This is a genomic window from Campylobacter sp. BCW_4338 (genome assembly GCF_001763255.1).
Lineage (GTDB): Bacteria > Campylobacterota > Campylobacteria > Campylobacterales > Campylobacteraceae > Campylobacter_D > Campylobacter_D jejuni.
Genome location: NZ_MJYJ01000022.1, coordinates 1 through 4,059, shown reverse-complemented (window position 1 = coordinate 4,059; position 4,059 = coordinate 1). Strand labels below are relative to the sequence as shown.

Genomic DNA, 4,059 nt, shown 5'->3' with positions numbered 1-4,059 from the left:
TTATTGATTCTAAAACGCATCACTTCCTTGTTAAAGTTTTTATGATAAGACTTCTTTATCTTAAGACGGAAAGCATTCAAACACTTAATATAAAACTAAATGATTTAGTCTCAACTAAGCTGTGAGTTTGAAACTTGTCTTTAATTTATAATCCTTAAATCTAATATTCTCTTTATTCATAGAAATAAAGACAGCTAAAAGTTAAGTTAAACTAAAGAAAAGATAAATAGGTTTTATCCTTTAACAAGTCCTGTAAAATTGTTTTTATTAAAACTTGCTTGTGACTCTTAACAATGATAATTAAAAAGAACATTTAGGTTTAAAACCTAAAGGAAGTATATATATTAACATAATCATTATAAATATAAATACATAATGTATATGTTATTTATATCTATTAAAGTATATTCTTTTATAGCTAAAGATAAAAATAAATCTAAGTATTTAGAGTTTATATTTTATATTTAATCTACTTTATATACTTGCTTTAGATTTTAAAGCTTCTTTATTCAAATCTTTTTTATGGTGGGCCTAACAAGACTTGAACTTGTGACCTCACCCTTATCAGGGGTGCACTCTAACCAGCTGAGCTATAGGCCCTTAATAAATGGTGGAGAATAGCGGGATCGAACCGCTGACCTCCTGCGTGCAAAGCAGGCGCTCTCCCAGCTGAGCTAATTCCCCATAAACAATTAGCTTTATCATCAATCTTTGAAATCTAAACAAGAATCAATTGAGTTTATATATTTGAAGTAATAGTTGTGAGACTTATTACTTTGTACTCTAGAAAGGAGGTGATCCAACCGCAGGTTCTCCTACGGTTACCTTGTTACGACTTCACCCCAGTCGCTGATTCCACTGTGGACGGTAACTAGTTTAGTATTCCGGCTTCGAGTGAAATCAACTCCCATGGTGTGACGGGCGGTGAGTACAAGACCCGGGAACGTATTCACCGTAGCATGGCTGATCTACGATTACTAGCGATTCCGGCTTCATGCTCTCGAGTTGCAGAGAACAATCCGAACTGGGACATATTTTATAGATTTGCTCCACCTCGCGGTATTGCGTCTCATTGTATATGCCATTGTAGCACGTGTGTCGCCCTGGGCATAAGGGCCATGATGACTTGACGTCGTCCACACCTTCCTCCTCCTTACGAAGGCAGTCTATTTAGAGTGCTCGGCCGAACCGTTAGCAACTAAATACGTGGGTTGCGCTCGTTGCGGGACTTAACCCAACATCTCACGACACGAGCTGACGACAGCCGTGCAGCACCTGTCTCTAAGTTCTAGCAAGCTAGCACCCTCATATCTCTATAAGGTTCTTAGGATATCAAGCCCAGGTAAGGTTCTTCGCGTATCTTCGAATTAAACCACATGCTCCACCGCTTGTGCGGGTCCCCGTCTATTCCTTTGAGTTTTAATCTTGCGACCGTACTCCCCAGGCGGTACACTTAATGCGTTAGCTGCATTACTGAGATGACTAGCATCCCAACAACTAGTGTACATCGTTTAGGGCGTGGACTACCAGGGTATCTAATCCTGTTTGCTCCCCACGCTTTCGCGCCTTAGCGTCAGTTGAGTTCCAGCAGATCGCCTTCGCAATGGGTATTCTTGGTGATATCTACGGATTTTACCCCTACACCACCAATTCCATCTGCCTCTCCCTCACTCTAGACTATCAGTTTCCCAAGCAGTTTAATGGTTAAGCCATTAGATTTCACAAGAGACTTGATAATCCGCCTACGCGCCCTTTACGCCCAGTGATTCCGAGTAACGCTTGCACCCTCCGTATTACCGCGGCTGCTGGCACGGAGTTAGCCGGTGCTTATTCCTTAGGTACCGTCAGAATTCTTCCCCAAGAAAAGGAGTTTACGCTCCGAAAAGTGTCATCCTCCACGCGGCGTTGCTGCGTCAGGGTTTCCCCCATTGCGCAATATTCCCTACTGCTGCCTCCCGTAGGAGTCTGGACCGTGTCTCAGTTCCAGTGTGACTGATCATCCTCTCAGACCAGTTAAGCGTCATAGCCTTGGTAAGCCATTACCTTACCAACTAGCTGATACTATATAGTCTCATCCTACACCGAAAAACTTTCCCTACTCAACTTGTGTTAAGCAGGAGTATAGAGTATTAGCAGTCGTTTCCAACTGTTGTCCTCTTGTGTAGGGCAGATTAACTATACCTTACTCACCCGTGCGCCACTAATCCACTTCTAGCAAGCTAGAAGCTTCATCGTTCGACTTGCATGTATTAGGCACGCCGCCAGCGTTCACTCTGAGCCAGGATCAAACTCTCCATAAAAATTATAGATAGTTTAATCTTTTTCTTCAAAGAAAAAGTTATAAAAGATTAAAAGAAAAGCTTTTAATCTTTTTAAATTAGATTGAATAGATTTTACATAATTACTTATGCCTAAATCTTTCTGGCTCAATCGATCACTTATTTAGATTTCAAAGATTGACTAATAAGATTTGAATAACAATACTAAGTTAAAAGAACAAAACAAAAAATCATTTTTAAAAGAAAAGTTTTTAAATTAAAAACAAGATTTATAAAAAAGCTTTTTAGTTTTAAATTAAAAAATTAAGAAAGTTAAAAACTCAAATAATTTAAAAACTTAAAAAATCTAAAATAAAGTTAATTTATAAAATCTACTCAGTTAGTGAAACTTTATAATTTAAAAGATTTTAAGTCCTTTTTTTCAAAAAAGGAAATGAAAGTATAACCAATTAAACTTAAAAGGGGATTAAATAAAGGATTAAATAATATAAATATTTGTGTAAGTATTTATATAAGTATTTGGTGGGTTAAAAAATGGGGGCTATATTTTAAAGATTATATAATTTAAAATTGCAAAAAGCAATCAGACTTAATTAAATATAAATTTAAAATAAGTATAATTTTAAAACATTTTATATCAAAGGAAGAAAATGAAAAAAATATTTAGTGTTGTTTTAGTTGCCTTGATTGGCTTATTTTTAAACGCTTGCAATGATTCTAAAAACAAAGAAACAAATGCAAGCGTAGAATTAAAGGTTGGAACTGCCCCAAACTATAAACCTTTTAATTATAAAGAAAATTCAAAACTCACAGGCTTTGATACGGATCTAGTAGAAGAGATTGCCCAAAAAAATGGTATTAAAATTGTTTGGGTTGAAACCAATTTCGATGGGTTAATACCTGCTTTAAAAGCCGGTAAAATCGATATGATTGCCTCGGCTATGAGTGCAACGGATGAAAGAAGACAGAGTGTTGATTTTACCAAACCTTACTATATGAGTAAAAATCTTTATCTTAAACTAAAAAGTAACAATTTACTTCAAACAAAAAATGATTTAGAAGGTAAAAAAATAGGAGTTCAACTAGGAACTTTACAAGAAAATACTGCAAAAGCTATCAAAAATGCACAAGTGCAAAGTAATAAAGATTTAAATATTGCTGTTTTAGCACTAAAAAACAACAAAATTGATGCTATTATCGCAGATGAAGATACTGCTAAAGGTTTTTTAGCTGAAAATCCAGAATTGGTAAGTTTTTACCAAGAAATGGATGGTGGAGAAGGCTTTAGCTTTGCTTTTGATAAAAACAAACAAAAAGAATTGGTAAAAATTTTTGACAAAGGTATAGATGAGACAAAAACCAATGGATTTTACAATACTTTGATGAAAAAATATGAATTAGAGTAAGCGTGAAAATTCACGCTTATACAACTTAAATCTTCGTTGTGTTTTGTAAAATAACATTTCATATAAATTTACTCCCATTAAATCAATTTTTTTATAAAATAAAATTTAAATTCAAACTATATAGTTTTATAATAATTAGTATTTAATTATACTTTAAGTTTAAATATTTTAATATTACGCTATTTTATTTTTATATTTTATATTATTATTAAAAAATAAATAATATGAAATTAATTTCAAAATAAATCATTTTAAATAAGGAAGGAGAAAAATATTTGAGTAAAAATATTATTTCAAGTAAGATGTCTACAGGGGGGGGGGATTAGAAAATCCCATTTAAATTCTAAAAAGATAGTTTTATCTTTAGCTACTAT

General features: G+C 34.0%; 1 protein-coding gene, 2 tRNA genes and 1 rRNA gene. 1 reads left to right on the top strand and 3 read right to left on the bottom strand.

Annotation, left to right across the window (positions count from 1 at the left end):
• Positions 1 to 523: 523 nt before the first annotated feature.
• The 3 genes from AJN69_RS01955 to AJN69_RS01945 all read right to left on the bottom strand — a co-directional run bounded on the left by AJN69_RS01955 (position 524) and on the right by AJN69_RS01945 (position 2,300).
• Positions 524 to 600 (bottom strand) — tRNA-Ile (locus AJN69_RS01955).
• 8 nt (positions 601 to 608) lie between these two features.
• A tRNA-Ala gene (locus AJN69_RS01950) sits at positions 609 to 684 on the bottom strand.
• A 103-nt stretch (positions 685 to 787) separates the two neighbouring features.
• Positions 788 to 2,300 (bottom strand): 16S ribosomal RNA (locus AJN69_RS01945).
• Positions 2,301 to 2,929: 629 nt separating this feature from the next.
• Here AJN69_RS01945 and AJN69_RS01940 point away from each other — a divergent pair.
• Positions 2,930 to 3,685, top strand: a complete 756-nt coding sequence (locus AJN69_RS01940) for a transporter substrate-binding domain-containing protein (RefSeq protein ID WP_070287873.1) — start codon at positions 2,930 to 2,932, stop codon at positions 3,683 to 3,685.
• Positions 3,686 to 4,059: the final 374 nt, after the last annotated feature.

Coding starts and splice junctions, on each gene's coding strand:
- AJN69_RS01940 (WP_070287873.1), top strand. CDS start 2,930: ATGAAAAAAATATTTAGTGTTGTTTTAGTTGCCTTGATTGGCTTATTT.